We start from the raw sequence: 19,741 nt of genomic DNA, 5'->3' as shown, positions 1-19,741 counted from the left end.
ACAACGGGGTGTGGGTGCGCCCGCTCAGGCCTCGATCGGGCCCAGCCAGGCGCTCGCCGCGGTGGCGTGCGCCGACTCCGGGTCGGAGGGGTGGAATGCGCCGGCGAGGACGTCGCGGTACAGTCGGGAGAGCTCATTGGCGCTGAAGTACGAGCCGCCGCCGGCCACCAGCATGGCCTCGTCGACGACGTGCTTGGCCATCGTCACCGCGCGATGCTTGACGCCCGAGAGCGCGGGGAACCAGCCCGCGCCGCGGTCCGCGCGCTCGTCGACGTCGCGGGCGAGTACGGCGATCTGCGGAGGGAGTGCGTCGTAGGCGAGGGCCATGTCGGCGATCCGCCAGCGGATGTCCGGGTCCTGGCTGTACGCGGCGCCGCTCTTCTTGGAGCGGCGCCGGTGGGCCGTCGCCACGGCCAGCTCGAGGGCCCGCCGGGCGATGCCGGTGTAGACGGAGGCGAGGAGGATCTCGAAGACCGCGAAGATGCCGAAGACGATCGGGTCGGGGCTCGGGCCGGGGTCGATGCGCCGCACGACGTGTGCCGTGTCCGCGACGGCCCCCTCGAGGCGCGTGGTCCGGCTCTGGGTGCCGCGCATGCCGAGGGTGTCCCAGTCGTCGGCGGTGGTGACCGCGGACGTGCGGTCGACGAAGGCGAACACGAGCTTCGGCGCGTCGGGGCTCGTGGTGTCGAGCCCGTGCAGGCCGAGCTTCGTCCAGACGGGGGCGAGCGAGGTGAAGATCTTGGTGCCGGTGAAGGCGTAGCCCCCGGCGCCGTCCGGGACCGCCGCGGTGTCGCTCCCGAACAGCACGAGGTCGTTGCCGCCCTCGCTGATGCCGAACGCGAAGACCTCGCCGGCCACGGCGCCGTCCTGCACGAACTCGAGACCGGGGACCCCGCGGTCCGAGAAGACCTTGGCGACGCCGGTCCAGACCAGGTGCATGTTGATCGCCAGAGCGGTCGCGGGCGCGGCCCCCGCGAGCCGCTGCTGGAGGAGGGCGGCCTGCTCGAGGGCGAGTCCCGCGCCGCCGCGCTCCCGGGGCACGAGGATCGACAGGTAGCCGGCCGCGCGGAGCTCGTCGAGGTCGGCCTGGGGGAAGGTGTTCTCCCTGTCGTGGATGGGGGCGCGCTCGCGGATGCGGTCGAGCAGGTCGTCGGGGAGATACGCCGACGGGTCGAAGTCGGTCATGCCAGAGCCTCCAGGAGCTGTCGGATCGATTCCTCCGGGCGGTCGCGATGCACCGAGTGGCCGGCGCCGGCCACGACCGACAGGGAGATGCGGGGGTTGCTCGCGAGCACCTCGTCGGCGAGGGCTCCGGTGAAGATGCTGGAGACGGCGGGATCGCCGCCGATCACGTGCGTGGGCACCGTCAGACGGGCTGCGTGCGCCCGGACGTCCCACGGGTGGTTCTGTGCGCTGGTCTGCTCCACCGCCCACGCGCTCGCCCGCCGGACAGCGTCGACCTTGAGCTCCTGATCCTGCGGGTGCCAGTGCGGGTGCTCCTGCCGCACCGCGTCGAGGCGGTTGTCGGCGAAGGCGCGTTCCTGGCTGCGGCGGATGTCGGCCGCGTCCGGCTGGACGACGTGGATCGCGGGATCGATGAGGACGAGGCGTCGTGTCCAGTCCGCGTCGTCCGCGGCGGCCACCGTACCGGCGGCGCCGCCGAGCGAGTGCCCGATGACGGCATCCCAGGCGCCCGCACCGGGAGGGCGCGTCGCCGCGAGGTCCGCGGCATACGCGGCGACGGAGTAGTCGAGCGCCCGCGGGGCGTCGCCGTGGCCGCGCAGGTCCACCGCCGTCGCGTGCCAGCCGGCCGCCGCGAGGGCGTCGCCGAGCCGCCACATGAGCGCGCCGGACGAGCCCAGACCGTGCACGAGGAGTGCGTGTCGCGGTGCAGCGGCATCGCCCCAGCTCAGGCGGGGGAGGGTGACGGGAGCGGGCATGACACCAGCCTACGACCGCGCCGGGACGCGGCGGGCGGCGTCAGCGCGCGGGCTCCAGGGGTGGCAGGTCGGCCGCGATGCGGAGCACCCGCGCGGCGGCCTCGTGTCCGGCGGCCAGGCGGGTCTCGAGGTCGGCGCCGTCGAGCGTCGCCGCGAGGAACCCGGAGGCGAAGGCGTCTCCGGCGCCGACGGGCTCGACGACGTCGACGGTCGGTGCGGGCACGAACACCGGGTCCGCGTCGCCGAGGAAGGCCGTGGCACCGACGTCGCCGTCCTTGACGACGAGCAGTCCGCAGTGCGGGAGGTGGGCGCGGATCTCCGGTGCTGTGGCAGTGCCCCAGATGCGCTCGGCCTCGTCGCGGCCGACGAAGGCGATGTCGGCGGCGTCGGCCAGACGAGCCAGGGTGGCGGCCGCCTCCTCCGGGCTCCATAGCGCCCGGCGGTCGTTGACATCGAACGAGACGACGGCTCCCGCGGTGCGCGCGTCGGCGAAGAGCCGGTCGACCATCGCCAGGCACGTCGCGGACAGCGCTGGGGTGATGCCCGTGGTGTGCACGATGCGCACGCCGGCCAGCTGCGCGGGGGACAGGAACCCCGGTGCCATGCGCGAGGCGGCGGAGCCGCGGCGGTAGTAGTAGACGGCCGAGGACTCCACACCGGGATCCTTGAACATGACGCCGGTCTGCGCTTCGGCGTCGAGCTCGGTCCACAGCTCGACGCGGCGCCGCTCCAGTTCGCGGGAGAGGCGGCGGCCGAGGGGATCGTCGCCGAGGCGGGAGGCCCAGGCGGCGCGGTGGCCCGCGGCCGCCACTCCGACCGCGACGTTCGCCTCCGCACCCGCGTGCGTGATCGACGCCGTGTCGGCGGACGCGAGGTCGGCGCCGGTGGGCGTGATCAGTGCCATCGACTCGCCGACGCAGACGATCGCGGGGGAGGAAGACGGGACGGAGGGGCTCATGAGGGGGTGACCGCCAGGGGCTCGGTGTCGGGATGGGGGCTCGCGTCGCGGTGTCGCAGATCGGGGAAGGAGCGCACGAAAACGATCGAGACGAGCAGTCCGACGCCCGCGAAGATGGTGGCGGCCAGGTAGGCGCCGCGCCAGTCGCCGACGTCGACGAGGAAGCCCGCGACCGCCGATCCGGCCGCGGCGCCGATGAGCTGGCCGGTGCCCGCCCAGCCGAAGGCCTCGGCGGTCTCGCTGAACTTCACGCTGGCCGTGGTGATGGCGAACAGCACCGCGAGGGCGGGGGCGATGCCGATGCCGGCGAGGATGAGCGTGCCGCCCAGCCAGTAGACGTTGAGCATCACCATCGTGAGGGCCAGGCCCACGGTGACGATGAGCAGGCGGCGCGCCATGGCCCACGGTCCGATCGGGATGTGGCCGAAGGCGAGGCCGCCGGCCAGGCTGCCGGCGGAGAAGACGGCGAGGACGAGGCCCGCCGCGAGGCTGCCGTGTTCGAACGTCGCGACCACGCCGACCTCGACCGCCGAGCAGGCGCCGATGAGGAGGAAGCCGATGACCGTGGCGAGGAGCACGGGCGGCTTGAGGACGACCTTGCCCAGCGCATTGCGGCTGCGGGGGATGCGCACGCGGCCGACCTCGGGGGAGAGGATGAACCACGCGCCGCCGGCGACGAGGACGATCGCCACCAGGAGCAGACCCTCCATGGTGCCGACCTGGGTGGAGACGAGGGTGATGACCACCGGCGCCAGCACCCAGATGATCTCCTGCAGGGAGGCGTCGAGGGAGAACAGGGGGGTGAGCTGACCGGCGTTGACCAGCTTCGGGTAGATGGTCCGGACGGCCGCCTGCACGGGCGGCGTCGACAGGCCGGCGATCATGCCGAGAGCCATGTAGCCGGGGACGGAGAGCGGCAGCAGCCCGAGACCGAGCACGGCGATCACGCAGACGGACAGCGTGAGGGTCAGCACCCGCCGCATGCCCCACGCGCCCATCCACCGGCTGGTGATGGGGCCGGCGACCGCCTGGCCGACGCTGGTCGCGGCGAGCACGAGGCCCGCCGATCCGTACGATCCGGTCTGCTGCTCGACATGCAGCAGGATCGCCAAGGACATCATCCCGTTGGGGAAGCGCGCGGTGAGCTGGGCGGCGATCATGCGGCCCACTCCCGGCGTGCGAAGAAGATCCCGATAGCCCGCCACCAGACAACGGTACCGGGCCGCGGGGACGTCGGGGAGACGGGCCGGTGGCCGCGGCACCGCGACACGCCGTGGACACGCCGGCGGACGAATTCCACAGGCCTGGGGATGTCCGAAGCCCCTCGTAAGGTGCCACCTGTGGATGGATCCCTCACAGGCTCCTCCCAGCCGCGATTTCCCGCGGCTCGACGACCTCGGGAGAGGGGGTCCGCCTGTGGAAGAAACGGTGGAGAACCTGTGTTGTATCTGTAGAGAGCGGTGGAAAAACTACACGGATGTAACTACTACCCCTTGTGGTCGCACCGAATGTCCGTCCCTATATGTAGTATTGAGATCCCGGCGGAGGTCTGCCGGAGAAACCAGAGATTTGAGGGGTTCAGATGTCGATCACGGTGTACACCAAGCCTTCCTGCGTCCAGTGCAACGCGACCTACCGTGCCCTGGATGCCAAGGGCATCGAGTACGAGATCCACGACCTGTCGGAGGACCCGACGGCCCTGGAGCAGGTCAAGGCGCTCGGCTACATGCAGGCGCCGGTCGTCGTCACCGACGAGGACCACTGGTCGGGCTTCCGTCCCGACAAGATCGACGAGCTCGCGTCCCGCCTGGCGTAGTCCGACAGGCTCGCCACCCGGCCCTTCGACAGGCTCAGGAACCCAAGGAGAGAGCTATGAGCGCCGTCGCGACCGCAGCGCCGCTCCTGGTCTACTTCTCGAGCGTGTCGGGTAACACCGCGCGCTTCATCGAGAAGCTCGGGCTTCCCGCCCGACGCATCCCCCTCCACCGGAACGAAGAGGACCTCGTCGTCGACGAGCCCTTCGTGCTGGTCACCCCCACCTATGGCGGGGGTGCCGGGCGCGGGGTCGAGAAGGGGGCCGTGCCCAAGCAGGTGATCCGGTTCCTCAACGACGAGCGCAACCGGCGTCATATCCGCGGGGTCATCTCCGCGGGCAACACAAACTTCGGCGACGCGTTCTGCCTCGCCGGCGACATCATCAGCCGCAAGTGTCACGTGCCTCACTTGTATCGGCTCGAGATCTTCGGCACACAGGACGACGTGGATCGCGTGAGCGACGGATTGGAACGACGGTGGAATCTTCAGTGACCGAGACAGTGGCATTCAAGGTGAACCCCGCGTACGAGGGCCTGGACTACCACGCGCTCAACGCGATGCTGAACCTGTACGACGCGAACGGGAAGATCCAGTTCGACGCCGACAAGCGCGCCGCGCGGGAGTACTTCCTGCAGCATGTGAACCAGAACACCGTGTTCTTCCACTCGCTCAAGGAGCGCCTGGACTACCTCGTGGAGAAGGAGTACTACGAGGGCGCCGTCATCGAGAAGTACTCGTTCGACTTCGTGCAGAAGCTCAACGACCTCGCCTACTCGAAGAAGTTCCGCTTCGAGACGTTCCTCGGCGCGTTCAAGTACTACACGAGCTACACGCTGAAGACGTTCGACGGCAAGCGCTACCTCGAGCGCTTCGAGGACCGCGTCGTGATGACCGCGCTCGCCCTCGCGGACGGCGACGAGAAGCTCGCCGTGAACCTCGTCGAGGAGATCATCTCCGGTCGCTTCCAGCCGGCCACCCCGACCTTCCTCAACGCGGGCAAGGCCCAGCGCGGCGAGCTCGTCAGCTGCTTCCTGCTGCGCATCGAGGACAACATGGAGTCGATCGCCCGCGGCATCAACTCCGCGCTGCAGCTCTCCAAGCGCGGCGGCGGCGTGGCCCTCCTGCTGTCGAACATCCGCGAGTCGGGTGCCCCGATCAAGCAGATCGAGAACCAGTCCTCGGGCATCATCCCCGTCATGAAGCTCCTCGAAGACAGCTTCAGCTACGCCAACCAGCTCGGCGCGCGTCAGGGCGCGGGCGCGGTGTACCTCAACGCCCACCACCCCGACATCATGCGCTTCCTCGACACCAAGCGCGAGAACGCCGACGAGAAGATCCGCATCAAGACGCTGTCGCTCGGTGTCGTGGTGCCGGACATCACGTTCGAGCTCGCCAAGAACGACGAGGACATGTACCTGTTCTCGCCGTACGACGTGGAGAAGGTCTACGGCGTCCCGTTCGGCGACATCTCGGTCACCGAGAAGTACCGCGAGATGGTCGACGACCCGCGCATCAAGAAGACCAAGATCAACGCGCGAGAGTTCTTCCAGACCGTCGCCGAGATCCAGTTCGAGTCCGGCTACCCGTACGTCATGTTCGAGGACACGGTCAACAAGGCCAACCCCATCAAGGGGCGCATCAACATGTCCAACCTCTGCAGCGAGATCCTGCAGGTGAACACGCCGACCACCTACAACGACGACCTGTCGTACAAGGAGATCGGCAAGGACATCTCCTGCAACCTCGGCTCGATGAACATCGCGCTGTCGATGGACGCCGACGACCTCGGCCAGACTGTCGAGACCGCGATCCGCGCGCTCACCGCGGTCAGCGACCAGAGCCACATCGGCTCGGTCCGGTCGATCGAGGACGGCAACGACCGGTCGCACGCGATCGGCCTCGGCCAGATGAACCTGCACGGCTACCTCGCCCGCGAGCACGTGTTCTACGGCTCGGAGGAGGGTGTCGACTTCACGAACATCTACTTCTACACCGTGCTGTTCCACGCGCTGCGCGCTTCGAACCAGCTCGCGATCGAGCGCGGCACGACGTTCGACGGGTTCGCCGACTCCACCTACGCGTCCGGCGAGTTCTTCGACAAGTACATCGACCGCGCCTGGGTCCCGGAGACCGAGAAGGTCAAGGAGCTCTTCGCGGGCAAGCACATCCCGACGCAGGAGGACTGGGTCCAGCTCAAGGCGTCGATCCAGGAGCACGGCATCTACAACCAGAACCTGCAGGCCGTGCCGCCGACCGGCTCGATCTCCTACATCAACAACTCGACCTCCTCGATCCACCCGATCGCCTCGAAGATCGAGATCCGCAAGGAAGGCAAGCTCGGTCGCGTCTACTACCCGGCGGCGTTCATGACGAACGACAACCTGGAGTACTACCAGGACGCGTACGAGATCGGCTACGAGAAGGTCATCGACACGTACGCCGCGGCCACGCAGCACGTCGACCAGGGTCTGTCGCTGACGCTGTTCTTCAAGGACACCGCCACCACGCGTGACATCAACAAGGCCCAGATCTACGCATGGCGCAAGGGCATCAAGACGATCTACTACATCCGTCTGCGTCAGCTGGCGCTCGAGGGCACCGACATGACCGAGTGCGTCTCGTGCATGCTCTGACACTTCGACAGGCTCAGTGACCCAGGAACTAGGACAAGAATGACTCCTCACTCTCCGCTCAAGCTGGTCTCCAGCGTGCAGGCGATCAACTGGAACCGCATCCAGGACGACAAGGACCTCGAGGTCTGGAACCGTCTGGTGAACAACTTCTGGCTGCCGGAGAAGGTGCCGCTGTCGAACGACGTGCAGTCGTGGAACACGCTCACCCCCGACGAGCAGCTGCTCACCATGCGGGTGTTCACCGGGCTCACGCTCCTGGACACGATCCAGGGCACCGTCGGCGCGGTGTCGCTGATCCCCGACGCGATCACGCCTCACGAGGAGGCCGTCTACACGAACATCGCGTTCATGGAGTCGGTGCACGCGAAGAGCTACTCCTCGATCTTCTCGACGCTCGCGTCGACGAAGGAGATCGACGAGGCGTTCCGCTGGTCCACGGAGAATGCGAACCTGCAGAAGAAGGCGCAGATCATCATGGACTACTACCAGGGAGACGACCCGCTCAAGCGCAAGGTCGCCTCGACGCTGCTGGAGTCGTTCCTGTTCTACTCGGGCTTCTACCTGCCGATCTACTGGTCGTCGAAGGCGAAGCTGACGAACACGGCCGACCTCATCCGCCTCATCATCCGCGACGAGGCCGTGCACGGGTACTACATCGGCTACAAGTTCCAGCGCGGACTCGAGACGGCCGACCAGGCGCGCAAGGACGAGCTCAAGGACTACACGTTCTCGCTGCTCTACGAGCTCTACGACAACGAGGTGCAGTACACGCAGGACCTCTACGACGGCGTCGGGCTGACCGAGGACGTCAAGAAGTTCCTGCACTACAACGCCAACAAGGCCCTCATGAACCTGGGCTACGAGGCGATGTTCCCCTCCAGCGTCACGAACGTGAACCCGGCGATCCTGTCGGCGCTCTCCCCGAACGCGGACGAGAACCACGACTTCTTCAGTGGGTCGGGCTCGTCCTACGTCATCGGCAAGGCCGAGGCCACGGAAGACGACGACTGGGACTTCTGAGTCCTGTGCGGGGGGACGCAAGCAGAGCAATGCGTCCGACTCCGGCCGACCCGCTCCTCGGGCTGGCCGGAGTCGCCGTCGGGTGGCTCATCGTGAGTCTGACGATCGCGGTCCGGTCGTCCGCTGTCAGCGCTCAGGCTGAACGGTCGGCCTACGGCACGTACTCGCCCGATGTGTAGTCGGCGACGAGCTTCAAGGTGCCCGCTGACGGCCGCGCCGAGACCCACACGGTGCGTGGATCCCACAGGTTCCCAGGCACCGACAGTTGCGGCGTCGCCCCTATCTCCGCGGCGAGCTGTTCCGGGGTCATACCGTCGGGCGGGCGAACCGTGAACGTCACCGCGCAGCCACCGCTTCCGCAGCCTTCGCTCTGGCCGACCACCTGCGCTCCGGCAGGGAGGGGCACGGCTGATAGGGGAGGAGTGTCGCCCTCGTCGGCCATCATGAACAGCCAGCCCAGCCGTGCGAGGTAGAACACGATGAGGAGAGCTGCGGCGACGATCAGGCCGACCCGGATCCTGCGGCGCCGGGTCGCACCCTTCTCCTGCGGACCGTGGTCGGCTATCGGGGCGGGTTCCATGGCGTGAGCATACCCATCGCCCCCGGAAGATCCATCCGCCGCAGACCGAGCAAGACATAGGCCGGCCTCCTTCGCAGGAGAGATGACGACCGTCATCGCGGTCGCGCTCGCCGCGATTCGCAAGACTATTCTGTGGCGCTGTGCTGCGCAGCAGCCTGGCGGATGTGAACACGGTTCTGGATGTCAGCGGGGAGATGTTCGACGTACGCGAATCAGGACCTTCAGATGGGGTGCACGCCTACCATTTCACGTGGACCAACGGGCCCGAAGACGGTACGTGCGGTTTCTCGCTCGGGGGTAGCAACCTCACAGCCGAGCAGCTGGAACGAGCGGCCCGGAGTTTTGTTCAGTCGTTTTTTGCGCCGGACGGCCTCGGTGCTTCCGACTTCCCCTCCTTCATGGAAGGTCGAAGATCATCGCAATGACACGGGTCGCGGGCCTCTTCCCTCCGGCGGCTATCGGGTACACCTCAGCGTGCGCTCAGCACGAAGGCCAGAACCGCTCCCAGAACGGTGCCCGCGAGCATCGCGGCGGCGGTCCAGCCGACGATTCGACCTCGGGCGACCTCGCGTTTCGTCGCGTACACGCCCGCGCCGAGGCCACTCGCCGCCGCTGCCGCCATCGTCACGCCGGCGACGAGCGCCTGGACCCCGTAGTCCGGCGTCGGCGGGGCAGGATCGACGAGCGGTGTCGCGAAACGGTAGGTCATGACGAGGCCGAGGGCGATGAGCGAGACGGCGGTCATCGCTGCGATCAACCACCACGCTGTCGATGTACGCATCAGTCACCCGCGCCCGCGCGTCGATTCCGGTCGCGGCGTCGCTCGCATCAGCCGCCGTCCCCGAGCACGGGGACGCCCCAGATCCGTGCCGCATCGGAGATGAGGCGATCCATGCCGTCCGGTGACTCTCGGCGAAGCGGCGCGTCGTCCCTGGTCACCGGCACCGGGATCGCGACCTGTCCCGCTTCCTGCGCGACCACGATCACCAGGGTCGGATAGAGGAAGGCGCCCTCCTGGATGCCGCCCCTCGTCACGCCCTGGATCCGGTCCCGAGGAACGCTGTAGGCCGTGAGGAGACGCGCTCCGCCGCGGATCAGCCGAAAGCCCGAGGGGTCGATGACCCCGGTGGGGCTCGCCGTGAGCAGGCCGCGCGGTGCGGCGCCGAGTCCGAGAAGGGGGATCGTGCGCGAGAGGTACGCGGCCACGCCGTTGAGGGCGTAGGAGCCGAAGATCCGTGCCTGCGGCTCACGCTCCTGCAGCGCTCGCCGCTGGGCGCGCTGCAGTCGTCGGATGCGTCCGAGCACGATCCAGATGATCAGGCCGGCGAGTGCCACGCCAGCGCCGAACACGAGCGAGGTCGCGACGGGCGGCTCGCCGTCCAACAGGGGGCGCACGAGCGCTCCCCAGACGAAGAACGCCGCCACTGCGGCAGCTATCGCGAGCATCAGCCTGTTGGCGGGCGGGTTCCGGCGCACGAGATCAGCCGCCCCACAGGAACGCGGCGGCGGGAAGGAGCGCCAGGACGCCGAGCACGGCTCCGACGACCGGCCACGCATACCCTCCGCCGTCGGCGCGGGCGAAGACGAGCCCGATCACGCCGAGGAGGAGGGCGATGCCGCCGAAGAGGACCGCGAGCGGCAGCGTGAGGAACACCAGCCATCCGTAGTTCGGGTCCGCCGTCCCCGCCAGGACGAAGACGATCGCGGTCGGCAGGATCCCGACGATCGCCACGACGGCGGAGGCGACTCCGCATCCGAAGGCTCGGCGACGGGGCAACGGAGAGATCTGGGTCACGGGGCGATCCTAGCGATCACGCGATGTCAGCGACGGCGAGCTCCGAGCGGTCGCACAGGAAGCCCTTCCTTTCCGCATCGGTTTCGGCTGGACTGTGCGCATCGGTGTCGACCAATCGGAGGGTGGGACAGATGTACCGCAGCAATGGGAACTACGAAGCATTCGCGCGACCCCGGAAGCCGGAGGGGGCCGACGACAAGACGGTCTGGCTGGTCGGCGGCGGTCTCGCCGCGATGGCGGCCGCGATCTTCATGATCCGCGACGGGCAGGTCGCGGGGGAGCGGATCACGATCCTCGAGGAGCTGGGGCTGCCCGGCGGCGCGCTGGACGGGATCAAGTACCCCGAGAAGGGGTTCGTCATCCGCGGCGGCCGGGAGCTGGAAGACCACATGGAGTGCCTGTGGGACATGTTCCGCTCCATCCCGTCGTTGGAGATCGAGGGTGCCAGCGTGCTCGACGAGTTCTACTGGCTCAACAAGGACGACCCCAACGTCTCCCTGTGCCGGGTGACCGAGAAGCAGGGGCAGGACGCGCATACGGACAAGCTCTTCACCCTCTCGGAGAAGGCGCAGAAGGAGATCGTCGCCGTCATCCTCGCCACCCGCGAGGAGATGGAGGGCAAGCGGATCGACGAGGTGTTCGGCGACGACTTCCTCGGCAGCAACTTCTGGCTGTACTGGCGGACCATGTTCGCGTTCGAGGAGTGGCACTCGGCGCTGGAGATGAAGCTGTATCTGCACCGCTTCATGCACCACATCGGCGGGCTGCCCGACCTGTCCGCGTTGAAGTTCACGAAGTACAACCAGTACGAGTCGCTCGTGCTGCCGATGCGGAAGTTCCTCGACGACCACGGCGTGCAGTTCCGGTTCCATCACACCGTGACCGACGTCCAGTTCGACATCGAGGACGGTCGCATCCAGGCGACGCGCATCGACTGGATCGCCGACGGCGAGCCCGGCGGCGTCGACCTCGGACCGGACGACCTGTGTCTGGCGACGATCGGGTCGCTGACGGAGAACTCCGGCAACGGCGACCAGCACACCGCTCCGGAGCTGAAGACCGGCCCGGCCCCGGCCTGGGACCTCTGGAAGCGGATCGCCGCGAAGTCGCCCGCGTTCGGGCGGCCGGAGGTGTTCTGCAGCGACATCGACAAGACGAAGTGGGAGTCCGCCACCGTTACCACCGTCGACGAGCGCATCCCGAAGTACATCGAGAAGATCTGCAAGCGCGACCCGTTCAGCGGCAAAGTCGTCACCGGCGGGATCGTCACCGCCAAGGACTCGGCCTGGCTGATGAGCTGGACGGTGAACCGGCAGCCCCACTTCAAGGCGCAGAAGCCGAACGAGATCGTGGTCTGGGTATACGGACTCTTCGTCGAGACGCTCGGCGACTACGTCAAGAAGCCGATGCAGGAGTGCACGGGCGAGGAGATCGCGCAGGAGTGGCTCTACCACCTCGGTGTGCCGGTGGAGGACATCGCCGAACTCGCCGCGTCGGCGGCCAAGACGGTCCCGGTGATGATGCCGTACGTGACCTCCTTCTTCATGCCGCGCCGGGCCGGCGACCGTCCGCAGGTGGTCCCGGAGGGAAGCGTCAACTTCGCCTTCCTCGGACAGTTCGCCGAGACGACGCGCGACACGATCTTCACCACCGAGTACTCCGTGCGCACCGCGATGGAGGCCACGTATCAGTTGCTCGACGTGGAACGCGGCGTGCCGGAGGTCTTCAACTCGACCTACGACATCCGCTACCTCCTCAAGGCCACCGCGCGGCTGCGCGACGGCGAGACCGTCCACCTCCCCGGCCCGAACTTCCTCCAGGGTCGCCTCCTCGACAAGCTCGACAACACGCAGATGGGAGAGCTGCTGACGGACTTCGGGCTCATCCCCGCGCACGGCGCGACGGTGCCGCGCCCTCGGGACGACGACGCGATCGCCTGAGCATGCGTTCGGCGCGACCGATGCCCGGGAACCCGTGGCCGCACGACATGACCCTCACCGTCGAGGACCGACCGCACACGCTGCTGGAGCTCCTCTGGATCCGCGAGGCGCACGGGCTGGATCCCGCCGATGACGCGCTCCCGCCGCCGCTGGTCGACCGGCCGGTGGCGGCCGCGCGGCGCGTGGACGAGGAGACCCGTGCGCGCTGGACGGAGGTGTGGCCCCGGATCTGGGCCGACGCCGTCGCGCACGCCGCGACCGACCCGGACCAGGCGCTGCTCGACCGCGCCTTCGCCACGACGCTGAGTCCTGATGAGCGGGAGGCGGTGCTCACTCGGATCGTCGGGCCCACAGCGCGGGACGCGTTCGGGGCGGAGGTGTCCGATGATCCGGCGTACCGCGCGTGGGAGCGGCGCGGTTCCGAGGCACATCTCGCGACGCACCTCACGACGCTCGCGGACAGCCCCGAACGCCGCGACGTCGCCACCCTGGCCGACGCGTGGCGTCGCGGTCTCGCGAGGGTGGTGACGCTGCCCTGCCGGGGGACGTACGTCCGGCAGATCGGACCGCACGCGCTCCTGGTCACCGATGAGGTGCGGAGCGATGCCGCCGCGTACCGCGCGGCGCTGGACTCGTTCGGTCGAGGTCTCCCGGAGCGCCCGTCGAGGGCGTGACGCACCGCGGGCCGAGTCAGAGGACGAGCGGGAGGAACGACACGATCAGGCCGACGGCACCGACCGCGGCGAAGACGGCCCCGACAGCCCGCAGGACCCGGCGCAGATGAGGCGGCTCACCGATCCGGATGCGAGCCGGGTCGTTCGAGCTGTGGAACCCGTCGAGCCATCCATCGGTGGTGGCCGTGGGCTCGCCGCGGCGCAGCGGTCTCTCGTGGAAGTCGCCGCCCGCGAACCAGCGGGCGGTGAGCCGACCGTCCCGATCGATCACGGCGATCTCGACGGGGATCCACTGCCCCTCGACGAGCCGGATCAGCAGGGCCACGATGAGGAACGGGATTCCGACGCCGAGGCCGATCCAGGACAGCACCTCACCGACGAGGGCCAGGGTGTCGACGAGGTGCACGGCTCCATCGTAGAGAGAGGACGAGGCGCACGCTGCGCGCCGATAGTCTGACCGGCATGACGGATTCCGCAGACGTCCCGACATCACGGCCGATGGATGGCTGGCTCGATGCCCTGAGCCAGCCCACCGGATCGCCGGGCGGAGGAGCGGCGTCGGGAGTGATGCTCGGCCTGAGCGCCGCCCTGATGTCCATGGTGGCCGCATACACCCCCGATGAGCCCGCCGCCGTCGAGAGCGCCGACCGCCTCGTGCGCCTTCGTGCCGAGATCCTGCGGGCGGTCGAAGCGGACGGACCGGTGTCGGCGGATCTCGGCGCCGCGCTCGCTCTGTCGGCGGACGACGGGGCGCGGGAGGAGCGCGTCCGTGCAGCGGCCGTCGACGCGGCGCAGTCGGTCGCGCGGCTCGGGCGCCTCGGCCTCGCCCTGCTCCCGGAAGCGCGCACGCTCTCGGACGACGGCAACCCGTACCTGGCGGTGGATCTCGCCGTCGCGACAGAGGCTCTGCGCGGCGGGCTGTCGGGGGCCTCTCTGAACCTGCGCGCGAATCTGCAGCTCGCCCGCAGGCACGGGGCCACCACGCCGATGTTGACGTCCCTCACGGAGGACGTCGCGCGTCTGGCCGAGGCGCGCACTCAGGTCGGGGGGATCACTGCCGAGCTCTCGGAGCGTCTGGACTGACGCGGGCACCGAGCGCGCATGAGGGACTCACCCCTGCGTGAGGCGATACGAGGGTCGGCGCAGCGCGCGCACCGAGGGATACGTCTCCGCCCCGGGGAGTGGGCGCCGATCGATGTCGAAGCGCAGACTCGCGTCGTCCTCAGGGTGAGGTGACTCGAGCCGCACGTCGGCGAACGGGCGCCACCTAAAACCGGGATCCGGCTACCATGTCGACGCGAGGAGCGCGGCGGTCCGGACGGTCCCCTGCTTCGGTCGGCGGGCGGGTCTTGATAGCATCCCGCCCATGAGTACGCCGGACTCCGATGCCGCTCGGCCCGAGCACGACCGCGCCGCGATCAAGGAGCGGGTGTACGCGACGTTCACGGGCCTCGCCATCGTGCTCGTTCAGAACTCCAATGTCGAGCACACCAGCGCCCTGCAGGCCACCGTGACCCTGCTCATCGGCATCGTCGCGATCGCGCTGGCGGGCTTCGCCGCCGATCTGGTCGCGCACCTCGCGACGCATGGCAGCTTCCCCCGGGGAGCGGACCTGCGCGAGGTCCTGGGGCTCACCGGCACGGCGCTCGGCTCGGCGGCGGTGCCGCTGCTCGTCCTCCTCGCAGCCGTGCTGGGGTGGATCGAGCTGCGGACGGCTCTCACCGTCGCGTCGATCGTCTACGTCGCGATCCTCGGGCTCATCGGGTACGTCGCCGTCCGCCGGACCGGGCTGAGCTGGTGGCAGCAGCTCATCGCGCTGGGCATCCTCGTCGGGCTCGGCGGCGTCGTCGTGCTCGTGCAGCAGCTCGCGCACGGACACTGACGGACACACCCGTTGCGCGGACCGTGCGCATGGTTCATCCTGAACGTGCTGCACGGGCCGGCTTGGGGGGCCTCGACGGTCACGCTGCGGCCGACGGAGCGCCTGCCACCCAACTCCCTCCCCCGGCGGGCGCTCCGCTGTGAGAGCGATCTGCCGCCGCACCGACGCGGTTCGACTCACCCGGGTGATCATCAGCCCCGCCCCTGTGATCGTGCGGCCCGCAGGCTTATCGTCGGTGGGCAACGGCGGGCTGTCGCAGTCGGAGAACCCGTCACTCGGATCATCGGCGAGATCGAGGGACACCATGCACACGGAGACCACGCGCGCGCGCACGCGGACAGCAGGGGCACTTCTGGCGACGGCCATCGCGGCGGCGATGGTGCTCTTCGGTGCGACGCCGGCGTCCGCACTGTGGGATCCCGACCCCGTGCTGCCCCGGGCGGGCTTCTTCACGCAGGTCACGATCACCGGCTCGCAGTACCCGACGAATGTGACGGGGGAGCTCACGACCCTGGCGCCTACTCCCGGCGCGTACCCGGCGACCGGCGCCTCGGTGGAGGCCGTGAGCCCGCAGCTCATCACCATCGCCGACCCCGTCTCCGGAGCGACCGCCTCGGCCTACTGCATCGACTTCAGCACGGAGACCGGCATCGGCGCGGGCTACAACATCGGGGAGTGGGACGCATCGAATGTGCCCAACCTCGATTACATCAACTACATCCTCAACAACTACTTCCCCTTCAACACCGCGAACCCGCTCTCCGGCCTCCCGCTCTCGCAGCAGGTCGCCGCGGTGCAGAGCGCGATCTGGTACTTCAGCGACGGCTTCGTGCTGGCGACGGGGACCAACGCGACCATCCGGAATGCGACGGCCGCCGTCGTCCAGGCCGCGCTCGACAGCGGCGGCCTCCCGGAGCCGGCTCTGCCGACGCTCGCGATCGACCCCGACACCACCACGGTGCCGGAGGACGGATCGATCGTGGGACCCTTCACGGTCTCCGGCACCACCAGCGGCACGCTCGACGCGGCCGTGGGCGTGGAGGTCTTCCTGGATCAGGCGGGAACCCAACCTGTTCCCGTCGGTAGCGCGGTCGCTTCCGGCACGCAGCTCTGGGCGCGGTGGACCGGGCCGGCCGCGCCGGTGAACGGGTTCCGGATCACCGCGCAGGTCTCGCTCACCCAGGGCACGGTCTACCTCTACGACACGGAGTCGTCGGACAGGCCTGCGGCGCAGAAGCTCGTCCTGGCACAGACCACGACGCTCCCGGTTCGGACCGGCGTCCGCGCGACCCCGTATGCGTCCGGGGAGATCAGCGTGCAGAAGATCATCACCGGAGACGGCGCGGGACTGCAGGGCGCCATCACCATCGACCTCGCGTGCACACCCGCCCCGGCTGAAGGCGTCGTCGTCTCCGCCACGATCCCCGCGGGCGCCACGAGCGCGGATCCCGTCGTCTTCACCGGTCTGCCGGACGGGGCGACGTGTACGGTCAGCGAGTCCGCGGACGGCGCCAACGATGCGGTCACGCTGGCCGCGCAGACCGTCGAACCGGAGACGGTGACGGTCGACGCGGCCGCGACGGAGCCCGTCGTCGTGACCGTGACCAACACGTACGACCCCGTCGAGACGCCGAGCAACGGCGGCGGCGAGGGCGGTGACAACGGCGGTGAGGGCGAAGGGCTCGCGGCCTCCGGGCCGACGTCCATGACGGGTGCGCTGACGGTGGCCGGGCTGGGTCTCCTGCTCGCGGGTGCTCTGCTACGGGTGCGGCGACGGACGGCGCTCCGCTGAGGATGCGGCGTCCTCGTCGTCGTCCTCCCGTCGCGTGAGATGGTCGGCGAGTTCCGGGACCAGCACGAGGACGACATCGACGAGCTTCCAATCCAGGCCCTGGCACTGCTGCCGGACACGGGCGAGCTCGGCGAGGGAGGGCAGGGCATCGTCGACGGGGACGACGAACGCTTCGACGTGGAAGAACTGTCCCTGATCCCGTGTCCGCACGGCGACGTCGCGCACCCAGGGCAGGGAACGCAGGTGGTCGAGCACGGCATGGGAGTCGGGGTGCGGCTTCTCGTCGTCGAAGGTCGTGGCCCGGGTGTCCATGAGGTCGGTGATCGCGGCGCGGGTGTTGCGCCACCCGTCCCAGAGGATGCTCCCCGCGATGAACGTCGCCGCGGCCGCGTCCGCCCACCACAGCCCGAGCCCGATCCCGCCGACCCCGACGATCGATCCGGCTGCCGTCATCCAGTCGGCCTTGTTCATGTCGGCGTCGGCGTAGAGGACCTTGTTGTGCAGATCCTTGGCCAGGCGCATCTTCACGCGGCCGAAGTAGATCGGCAGCGGGATGGTCAACGCCATCATGCCCATCATCAGCCAGCCCGACCAGATCACGTGGCCGAACACCTGGACCGAGCCGATCGGCGGCCGGTCGCCGCTCACCAGTCCGATGACGGAATCGACCAGGAGGAAAGCGCCCATGGTGAACAGGGCGACGCCGGCCACGAGGTGGGCCACGCCGACCGAGCGGAAGAACCCGTACGGGTACTTCGCGGTCGCCGGCTTCGCGATGATGCGGACCGCCAGGAGGAAGGCGATCGGCGGCGCGAGAGAGAGCAGGTCTTCGATCCAGGCGGCCTTCATCGCCTGGGAGTTGCCCATCACGAGGTAGACGCCGGTGATCGCCACCGCGAGGAACGCGAGCGTGTACCACTCGAAGCGGATCGCCCGGCGAAGCGTGTCCTGCTGCGCGGGCGGAAGGGCGGGATGGCTTTTCATCGGGCGCCTCCTCGTTCGAGCAGGAAGGTCTCGAGGGTCGTGAGGAACCGGTTCTCCCCCAGAACGGTGAGCATGACGTGCTTCTTCGTCTCGCCCGCGGTCGTCGCATCGTCGAACGGGACGGTCATCGCCGCCTCGTCGACCCAGGGGGTGTCATCGGTGAACCCGCCGACGGCCAGGTCGAGGGCGTGGTCGTGCAGCCGTTCGGCGAGGTTCGCCTCACTGTCGACCGTCCAGACGACGGTCGCGTCCAGCGTCTCGGCGAACTCCTCCACGAGGCGCACTTCGACCCCGGCCGGGTCCGAGGGATCGGTCGTGTCCGTCCACGGCGGGTTGTGGGTGATCCCGACCCGGATCTCGCCGTCGCGGGCCTCGTCGAGGGTGCCGTCGACGTCGGCGGGGATGGCCATGCAGCCGGCGAGCATTGCGGCGATCCCGAGCCATCCTCCGACGACCCCGACCGCGCGGCGGTGTGGTCTTCCGGTGCTCATCCTGCGCATCGGCGCGCGACGACCAGGCCTGAACATCGCTTCGTTCGCTCCTCCGGGGGTAGGAAAAACGCGCCGCACAGGCGACGCGAAGGGCATGGCTCTCACCATAGCCCGACCGGGTCATCGTCCTCTCGTCGCCCGGTCTTCCGGCTCCGGCGCGTCATCGTCGTTCTCGATGCGGATGCGCCGTCCCTCCTCGATGTCCTTCCGCTCCTTCTCCGCGCGCTTGTCGCTCTGGCGGGTGTCGCGCGCGGGAAGCTGGATGTCGCGTTCGGCGGCGATCCCGGCCTGGAGCTGGCGGCCGCGCTCCAGCTCGGCGTCGAACTCGGCGCCGAACAGGAGGGCGAGGTTCGCGATCCACAGCCAGAGCAGGAACACGATGACGCCCGCCATCGATCCGTAGGTGCGCTCGTAGTTGGAGAAGGTGGTGACGTAGAGCACGAAGCCGAGAGTGGCGACGGCCAGCACCACGATCGCCACGAGGGCGCCCATGCTGATCCACCGGAACTTCGGCTGCTTGGCATTCGGGGTCGCGTAGTACAGCATCGCCACGAGGAAGACGACGACGAACAGCAGCAGGGGCCACTTGGCGATGTTCCACGCGAGCTGCACGCCCTCGCCTGCGCCGATCGCGTCGCCCAGCGCCGACACCACATCCCCGGAGAGCACGAGCACGATGGCGACGATCGTCAGCGAGACGACGGTGATGAGCGTGACGAGCAGCTGCATGGGACGCAGCTTCCAGAACGGCCGCCCCTCCTCGATCTCGTAGATGCGGTTCATCACCCGGCTGAACGCTCCGACATACCCCGACGCCGACCAGAGAGCGAGGAGGATTCCGAACACGAGCGCGATTCCGGCGCCTGGCGCCTGGGAGATCTGCTCGATGGGCCCGCGGAGGGCTTTCGCGGTCTCCGGCGGTGCCACGTCGCCGATGATCCCCAGCACCGCGTCTGCGGCGGCGCCGCCCTGGCCGAACACGCCGAGCAGCGAGAAGACGGCGATCATGGCGGGGAAGATCGAGAGCACCGCGTAGTACGTGAGGGCCGCTGCGCCGTCCATGCACTGGTCGGCGGAGAACTCCCGGACGCTCTTGACGAGGACGTACTTCCACGACCGTTTCTGCAGATCCGTCGGGCTGTCCGGCTTCTCGTCGTGCTCGGGCGGTGGAGCGGACGCGGATCCGCTTCGTGCTGTGGGTGCCTTCGACATGGTTCCTCCTCGCGTCGGCGCGAGC

At 68.9% G+C, this 19,741-nt stretch carries 21 protein-coding genes; 9 read left to right on the top strand and 12 right to left on the bottom strand.

Features of this window, described 5'->3' with window-relative positions; translation table 11 throughout:
- Window positions 1–24: 24 nt before the first annotated feature.
- From C6C15_RS14295 to C6C15_RS14280, 4 genes are read right to left on the bottom strand one after another with little or no spacing between them, the layout of a single operon-like run.
- Entirely contained in the window at window positions 25–1,185 is a 1,161-nt protein-coding gene (locus C6C15_RS14295; protein WP_105950410.1) for an acyl-CoA dehydrogenase family protein, read from the bottom strand.
- Window positions 1,182–1,940, bottom strand: a complete 759-nt coding sequence (locus C6C15_RS14290; RefSeq protein ID WP_105950409.1) for an alpha/beta fold hydrolase — start codon at window positions 1,938–1,940, stop codon at window positions 1,182–1,184. Before C6C15_RS14290 ends, C6C15_RS14295 begins: the two co-directional genes overlap by 4 nt.
- Window positions 1,941–1,980: 40 nt before the next feature.
- A complete protein-coding gene (locus C6C15_RS14285; RefSeq protein WP_105950408.1) occupies window positions 1,981–2,898 on the bottom strand; it encodes a sugar kinase in 918 nt (305 codons plus the stop codon).
- A complete protein-coding gene (locus tag C6C15_RS14280) occupies window positions 2,895–4,103 on the bottom strand; it encodes an MFS transporter (RefSeq protein ID WP_174521434.1) in 1,209 nt (402 codons plus the stop codon). The genes C6C15_RS14285 and C6C15_RS14280 overlap by 4 nt, the downstream gene beginning before the upstream one ends.
- A gap of 377 nt (window positions 4,104–4,480) precedes the next feature.
- Here C6C15_RS14280 and nrdH point away from each other — a divergent pair, with 377 nt between their 5' ends.
- The 4 genes from nrdH to nrdF are packed head-to-tail and all read left to right on the top strand — an operon-like array spanning window position 4,481 to window position 8,366.
- Entirely contained in the window at window positions 4,481–4,714 is a 234-nt protein-coding gene (gene nrdH / locus C6C15_RS14275; protein ID WP_017202656.1) for a glutaredoxin-like protein NrdH, read from the top strand.
- A gap of 56 nt (window positions 4,715–4,770) precedes the next feature.
- A complete protein-coding gene (nrdI, locus tag C6C15_RS14270; RefSeq protein WP_060922465.1) occupies window positions 4,771–5,205 on the top strand; it encodes a class Ib ribonucleoside-diphosphate reductase assembly flavoprotein NrdI in 435 nt (144 codons plus the stop codon).
- Window positions 5,202–7,346 carry a class 1b ribonucleoside-diphosphate reductase subunit alpha gene (gene nrdE / locus C6C15_RS14265; RefSeq protein ID WP_060922464.1) on the top strand — a complete coding sequence of 715 codons (2,145 nt, stop codon included), beginning with the start codon at window positions 5,202–5,204 and terminating at the stop codon, window positions 7,344–7,346. The genes nrdI and nrdE overlap by 4 nt, the downstream gene beginning before the upstream one ends.
- A 39-nt stretch (window positions 7,347–7,385) precedes the next feature.
- Complete coding sequence (gene nrdF, locus C6C15_RS14260; protein WP_060922463.1) at window positions 7,386–8,366, top strand: class 1b ribonucleoside-diphosphate reductase subunit beta; 981 nt, start codon at window positions 7,386–7,388, stop codon at window positions 8,364–8,366.
- 151 nt (window positions 8,367–8,517) lie between these two features.
- Here nrdF and C6C15_RS14255 read toward each other — a convergent pair whose 3' ends face one another.
- From C6C15_RS14255 to C6C15_RS14240, 4 genes are all read right to left on the bottom strand, one after another.
- Window positions 8,518–8,946 carry a hypothetical protein gene (locus C6C15_RS14255; RefSeq protein WP_105950407.1) on the bottom strand — a complete coding sequence of 143 codons (429 nt, stop codon included), beginning with the start codon at window positions 8,944–8,946 and terminating at the stop codon, window positions 8,518–8,520.
- A 469-nt stretch (window positions 8,947–9,415) separates the two neighbouring features.
- Entirely contained in the window at window positions 9,416–9,691 is a 276-nt protein-coding gene (locus C6C15_RS14250) for a hypothetical protein (protein ID WP_060922461.1), read from the bottom strand.
- An 83-nt stretch (window positions 9,692–9,774) separates the two neighbouring features.
- Complete coding sequence (locus tag C6C15_RS14245) at window positions 9,775–10,392, bottom strand: hypothetical protein (protein ID WP_158698564.1); 618 nt, start codon at window positions 10,390–10,392, stop codon at window positions 9,775–9,777.
- 34 nt (window positions 10,393–10,426) lie between these two features.
- Window positions 10,427–10,741 carry a hypothetical protein gene (locus tag C6C15_RS14240; RefSeq protein ID WP_105950405.1) on the bottom strand — a complete coding sequence of 105 codons (315 nt, stop codon included), beginning with the start codon at window positions 10,739–10,741 and terminating at the stop codon, window positions 10,427–10,429.
- A gap of 131 nt (window positions 10,742–10,872) precedes the next feature.
- Here C6C15_RS14240 and C6C15_RS14235 point away from each other — a divergent pair, with 131 nt between their 5' ends.
- Together C6C15_RS14235 and C6C15_RS14230 are read left to right on the top strand one after the other, a co-directional pair.
- Window positions 10,873–12,681, top strand: a complete 1,809-nt coding sequence (locus tag C6C15_RS14235) for an oleate hydratase (RefSeq protein WP_105950404.1) — start codon at window positions 10,873–10,875, stop codon at window positions 12,679–12,681.
- Between the two features lie 20 nt (window positions 12,682–12,701).
- Window positions 12,702–13,355: a hypothetical protein gene (locus tag C6C15_RS14230; RefSeq protein WP_158698563.1), complete on the top strand. Its 654-nt coding sequence runs from the start codon at window positions 12,702–12,704 to the stop codon at window positions 13,353–13,355.
- Window positions 13,356–13,371: 16 nt separating this feature from the next.
- Here the strand turns inward: C6C15_RS14230 and C6C15_RS14225 are convergent, their stop codons facing one another.
- Window positions 13,372–13,761: a hypothetical protein gene (locus tag C6C15_RS14225; RefSeq protein WP_105950402.1), complete on the bottom strand. Its 390-nt coding sequence runs from the start codon at window positions 13,759–13,761 to the stop codon at window positions 13,372–13,374.
- 56 nt (window positions 13,762–13,817) lie between these two features.
- Between C6C15_RS14225 and C6C15_RS14220 the strand changes: the two genes are divergently transcribed.
- The 3 genes from C6C15_RS14220 to C6C15_RS14210 all read left to right on the top strand — a co-directional run bounded on the left by C6C15_RS14220 (window position 13,818) and on the right by C6C15_RS14210 (window position 17,029).
- Complete coding sequence (locus C6C15_RS14220; RefSeq protein ID WP_082750075.1) at window positions 13,818–14,438, top strand: cyclodeaminase/cyclohydrolase family protein; 621 nt, start codon at window positions 13,818–13,820, stop codon at window positions 14,436–14,438.
- A gap of 283 nt (window positions 14,439–14,721) precedes the next feature.
- Window positions 14,722–15,237: a hypothetical protein gene (locus tag C6C15_RS14215; RefSeq protein ID WP_105950401.1), complete on the top strand. Its 516-nt coding sequence runs from the start codon at window positions 14,722–14,724 to the stop codon at window positions 15,235–15,237.
- Window positions 15,238–15,541: 304 nt separating this feature from the next.
- Complete coding sequence (locus C6C15_RS14210) at window positions 15,542–17,029, top strand: thioester domain-containing protein (protein WP_105950400.1); 1,488 nt, start codon at window positions 15,542–15,544, stop codon at window positions 17,027–17,029.
- Here C6C15_RS14210 and C6C15_RS14205 read toward each other — a convergent pair.
- The 3 genes from C6C15_RS14205 to C6C15_RS14195 all read right to left on the bottom strand — a co-directional run bounded on the left by C6C15_RS14205 (window position 16,997) and on the right by C6C15_RS14195 (window position 19,716).
- Window positions 16,997–18,013 (bottom strand): cation transporter, encoded by a 1,017-nt coding sequence (locus C6C15_RS14205; protein ID WP_060922452.1) that lies wholly within the window; start codon window positions 18,011–18,013, stop codon window positions 16,997–16,999. The genes C6C15_RS14210 and C6C15_RS14205 overlap by 33 nt on opposite strands.
- The gene (locus tag C6C15_RS14200; protein WP_234024159.1) at window positions 18,010–18,504 is read right to left on the bottom strand and encodes an ABC transporter substrate-binding protein; all 495 of its coding nucleotides are present in this window, start codon (window positions 18,502–18,504) and stop codon (window positions 18,010–18,012) included. The genes C6C15_RS14205 and C6C15_RS14200 overlap by 4 nt, the downstream gene beginning before the upstream one ends.
- 120 nt (window positions 18,505–18,624) lie before the next feature.
- Window positions 18,625–19,716 (bottom strand): YihY/virulence factor BrkB family protein, encoded by a 1,092-nt coding sequence (locus C6C15_RS14195; RefSeq protein WP_060922450.1) that lies wholly within the window; start codon window positions 19,714–19,716, stop codon window positions 18,625–18,627.
- Window positions 19,717–19,741 lie beyond the last annotated feature (25 nt).

Source organism: Microbacterium sp. str. 'China', assembly GCF_002993305.1.
GTDB classification, from domain to species: domain Bacteria; phylum Actinomycetota; class Actinomycetes; order Actinomycetales; family Microbacteriaceae; genus Microbacterium; species Microbacterium paraoxydans.
This window is presented reverse-complemented; position numbering and strand designations above follow the sequence as displayed.

Bases quoted from the DNA above. Each gene is read 5' to 3' on its own strand.
- C6C15_RS14295 (WP_105950410.1), bottom strand. From the start codon at position 1,185: ATGACCGACTTCGACCCGTCGGCGTATCTCCCCGACGACCTGCTCGAC.
- C6C15_RS14290 (WP_105950409.1), bottom strand. From the start codon at position 1,940: ATGCCCGCTCCCGTCACCCTCCCCCGCCTGAGCTGGGGCGATGCCGCT.
- C6C15_RS14285 (WP_105950408.1), bottom strand. From the start codon at position 2,898: ATGAGCCCCTCCGTCCCGTCTTCCTCCCCCGCGATCGTCTGCGTCGGC.
- nrdH (WP_017202656.1), top strand. From the start codon at position 4,481: ATGTCGATCACGGTGTACACCAAGCCTTCCTGCGTCCAGTGCAACGCG.
- nrdI (WP_060922465.1), top strand. From the start codon at position 4,771: ATGAGCGCCGTCGCGACCGCAGCGCCGCTCCTGGTCTACTTCTCGAGC.
- nrdF (WP_060922463.1), top strand. From the start codon at position 7,386: ATGACTCCTCACTCTCCGCTCAAGCTGGTCTCCAGCGTGCAGGCGATC.
- C6C15_RS14255 (WP_105950407.1), bottom strand. From the start codon at position 8,946: ATGGAACCCGCCCCGATAGCCGACCACGGTCCGCAGGAGAAGGGTGCG.
- C6C15_RS14250 (WP_060922461.1), bottom strand. From the start codon at position 9,691: ATGACCGCCGTCTCGCTCATCGCCCTCGGCCTCGTCATGACCTACCGT.
- C6C15_RS14245 (WP_158698564.1), bottom strand. From the start codon at position 10,392: ATGCTCGCGATAGCTGCCGCAGTGGCGGCGTTCTTCGTCTGGGGAGCG.
- C6C15_RS14235 (WP_105950404.1), top strand. From the start codon at position 10,873: ATGTACCGCAGCAATGGGAACTACGAAGCATTCGCGCGACCCCGGAAG.
- C6C15_RS14230 (WP_158698563.1), top strand. From the start codon at position 12,702: ATGCCCGGGAACCCGTGGCCGCACGACATGACCCTCACCGTCGAGGAC.
- C6C15_RS14220 (WP_082750075.1), top strand. From the start codon at position 13,818: ATGACGGATTCCGCAGACGTCCCGACATCACGGCCGATGGATGGCTGG.
- C6C15_RS14215 (WP_105950401.1), top strand. From the start codon at position 14,722: ATGAGTACGCCGGACTCCGATGCCGCTCGGCCCGAGCACGACCGCGCC.
- C6C15_RS14210 (WP_105950400.1), top strand. From the start codon at position 15,542: ATGCACACGGAGACCACGCGCGCGCGCACGCGGACAGCAGGGGCACTT.
- C6C15_RS14205 (WP_060922452.1), bottom strand. From the start codon at position 18,013: ATGAAAAGCCATCCCGCCCTTCCGCCCGCGCAGCAGGACACGCTTCGC.
- C6C15_RS14200 (WP_234024159.1), bottom strand. From the start codon at position 18,504: ATGAGCACCGGAAGACCACACCGCCGCGCGGTCGGGGTCGTCGGAGGA.
- C6C15_RS14195 (WP_060922450.1), bottom strand. From the start codon at position 19,716: ATGTCGAAGGCACCCACAGCACGAAGCGGATCCGCGTCCGCTCCACCG.